Source organism: Nocardia farcinica, assembly GCF_029867845.1.
In the GTDB taxonomy this organism is placed as follows: Bacteria; Actinomycetota; Actinomycetes; order Mycobacteriales; family Mycobacteriaceae; genus Nocardia; species Nocardia farcinica_A.
On sequence record NZ_JARWRU010000232.1, the window covers coordinates 1 to 3,089 of the forward strand.

Genomic DNA, 3,089 nt, shown 5'->3' on the forward strand with positions numbered 1-3,089 from the left:
GCGCCGCGGCCGGGCGGCGGCCCCGCCGCGCGGCCGCCGCTTCGGGCGAGTAGCCGCCGCGCCGCTCCGGCCGTCGCTTCGGTACGCCGGTGTCGTTTTCGAAAGGAAGGCGACACCGGCGTCGGTGTACCCGGGCCTGGCCATGGACGGCTGCCGAGGATCGTTCGCCCGGTCAGGGCTGCTCGGCGTTGCGGTCCGGCCCGCGCAGGTCCGGGATGTGCACGGCGTTGCGGAGGGCGGCGAGCCAGGGGCGGGACTTCGGTGGTTTGGCCGGGCGGTCGGGGTCGACGGGGGTGTCGGTGACCTCGTAGCGGCGGATGTAGGCCCCGGCGAAGGCCTGGACGGTGGCGGTGACGGGGATGGCGAGCAGGGCGCCGGTGGCGCCGAGCAGGGCCGCGCCGGCCAGGACGGCGCCGAAGGCGACGGCGGGGTGCATGTCCAGGGTGGTGGCGGTGATGCGTGGTTGCAGGACGTAGTTCTCGAACTGCTGGTAGACGAGGATGAAGCCGAGGATCCACAGGGCGGCGCGCGGGTCGTCGACCAGGGCGACGATGACCGGGACGGCGCCCGCCAGGTAGGTGCCGACGGTGGGGATGAACTGGGAGACCACACCGACCCACAGGGCCAGCGCCAGCGCCGAGGGGATGTCGAGCACGCGCAGCGCCACGTAGTGGGCGATGGCCGAGCAGAGGGCGAGCAGGCCCCGGGAGTAGATGTAGCCGCCGGTCTTCTCCACGGCGATGTCCCAGGCGCGCAGCACGTGCACCTGTTTGCGCGGCGGCAGCAGCGAGCACACGGCGTTGCGGAAGCGCGGGCCGTCCGCGGCGAAGTAGAAGGTGAACAGCAGGATGCCCAGGCCCTGGAAGAGCGCGCCGAGGGCGGCGGTGCCGATGCCCCAGGCGTTGCCGGCGAAACCGACGATGTACCCCTCGAGCTGGCCGCTCCACTCGGTGGCGTAGTTGCGGATGTCGTCGGCGGACAGCTGGGTGCCGAAGGTGCGGTTGATCCAGTCCACCAGTTGCACCGCGTTGGTCGGCGCGTTCTGCACCAGCGAGGTGATCTGGTCGACCAGCAGTGTGCCGAGCGCGCCGAAGAAGGCGGCGATGACGGCGATCAGGCCGACGAACACGATGCCGGTGGCCGGTCCGCGCCGCATGCCGCGCGCGGCCAGCCAGTTCACCGCCGGTTCGATGGCGAAGGCCAGGAACAGCGAGATCAGCAGGATGGTGAGCAGGCTGCGCAGCCGGTCGAGCATCCACAGGCCGAACATGAGCGCGCAGACGGTGGCCGCGGCCAGCAGGAAGGCGCGCACCAGCCATGGGGGTGTGGCGATGTCGACCTCGGTGCGCGAGTTCGCGCGTGGGGGCTCATTTCTCGCACCGCCCGGCCGCGGCAGGGCCGGGGCGTTCGCGGCCTGCGGTGTGCCCGCGGCGTCGCTCCCGGCGGCGTTGTCCCCGCTGGGAGTGCCCCGGGGGGCGTTCGCGTCGTTCTCGTGGTCGGACACGTCTCGTACGGTAGCGATCCGGGCCGCCCGGCGCGCCGTACATGCCGGGTCGCTTGCCACAACGTGGCGGACGCGACACGGGTGCCCGCGCGGCTCCGCGTGTCGATCGCAGGCCCGGATCGTCGGTCTAGATGGTGGCGGCGTCGATGACGAACCGGTAGCGCACGTCGCTGTCGACCACCCGGTCGTAGGCGTTGTCGATCTCGTCGGCGGCGATGACCTCGATCTCGGCGCCGATGCCGTGCTCGGCGCAGAACTCCAGCATCTCCTGGGTCTGGGCGATGCCGCCGATCATGGAACCGGCCAGCGAGCGCCGGAACGCGGCCAGATGGAAGCTGCGCAGGGTGGTGGGGTTCTCCGGCATGCCGAGCTGGACGAAGGTGCCGTCGCGGCGCAGCAGGCGCAGATACTTCTCCACCGGCAGGTCGGCGGAGACGGTGTTGAGGATCAGGTCGAAGCGGTTGCGCAGCTCGCGGAAGGTCTGGTTGTCGGAGGTGGCGTGGTAGTGGTGGGCGCCGAAGCGCTTGCCGTCCTCCTGCTTGCTCAGCGAATGGCTCAGCACCGTGACCTCGGCGCCCATCGCCGCGGCCAGCTTGACGCCGATGTGGCCGAGCCCGCCCATGCCGACGATCGCCACCCGCTTGCCCGGCCCGGCCGCCCAGTGCCGCAGCGGGGAGAACAGGGTGATGCCCGCGCACAGCAGCGGCGCGGCCACATCGAGGCCGATGCCCTCGGGGATGCCGAGCACGAAGTGTTCGGTGACCACGATCCGGGTGGAGTAGCCGCCGAGGGTGTAGCCGCCGGGCTGCACGGATTCGTCGACCGGGTGGTTGTAGGTCTGCACCGCGCCGCGCAGGCAGTACTGCTCCTCGTCGGCCAGGCAGTTCTCGCATTTGCCGCAGGAATCCACAAGACAGCCGACGCCGACCCGGTCACCGGGGCGGAAGCGGGTGACCGCGCTGCCGACGGCGGCGACGACGCCGGTGATCTCGTGGCCGGGCACGCAGGGGTAGCGGGCGCTGTGCCACTCGTTGCGGGCGGTGTGGATGTCGGAATGGCAGATGCCCGCGTACTTGACGTCGATGACCACGTCGTGCGGGCCGGGCTCCCGGCGCTCGACGGTGATCTTCTCGAACGACCCCTCCGGCGAGGACAGGGCGTAGGCGGCGGCAGCGGTGCTCATGCGTACATCACTACCGGCGCATGCGCCCGAATGCCAACCGATCGAGCGAATCCACGGTCACAATGGGACCAGTTCCGGTCGCCGGACCGGGTGAGGCGGAGGGCGCATGCACGAGGATCGGCGAGGTGGCGGGACGACCGCCGTACTCGTGATCGTCGCCCTGGTGGTCACCGGCTTCCTCGGTTTCGGCGACGGGTGGCCGTGGGAGCGCTCCGGTCCCACGGTCGCGACCGTCACCCGTCCACCCGCGCCGCCGCTGGGCCAGGCCGCGGTGGCGGCCGCGCGGACCCCGGCGATGGTGCACATCACCACCAGGACCCGGGGCCCCGGGCCGGGCGCGGGGGGGGGGGGGCAGGGGGTGACCCCCCGCGGCCCCGGTGGGACCCGCCCGCACGGGGTGCA

At 72.1% G+C, this 3,089-nt stretch carries 2 protein-coding genes and 1 pseudogene; 1 reads left to right on the forward strand and 2 read right to left on the reverse strand.

The genetic code is table 11. The annotated features are described in order from the left end of the window. Positions 1–172 precede the first annotated feature (172 nt). Positions 173–1,504, reverse strand: coding sequence for an AI-2E family transporter (locus QH283_RS04720; protein WP_280501788.1), 1,332 nt, complete (start codon positions 1,502–1,504; stop codon positions 173–175). 127 nt (positions 1,505–1,631) lie between these two features. Then, positions 1,632–2,687 (reverse strand): NAD(P)-dependent alcohol dehydrogenase, encoded by a 1,056-nt coding sequence (locus QH283_RS04725; protein WP_280501789.1) that lies wholly within the window; start codon positions 2,685–2,687, stop codon positions 1,632–1,634. A gap of 106 nt (positions 2,688–2,793) precedes the next feature. Between QH283_RS04725 and QH283_RS04730 the strand changes: the two are divergent. Continuing rightward, a pseudogene (locus QH283_RS04730) lies at positions 2,794–3,089 on the forward strand (S1C family serine protease); the annotation flags it as partial.

What these genes read in the sequence shown, in the direction of transcription:
- QH283_RS04725 (WP_280501789.1), bottom strand. Translation starts at nt 2,687, where the DNA reads ATGAGCACCGCTGCCGCCGCCTACGCCCTGTCCTCGCCGGAGGGGTCG.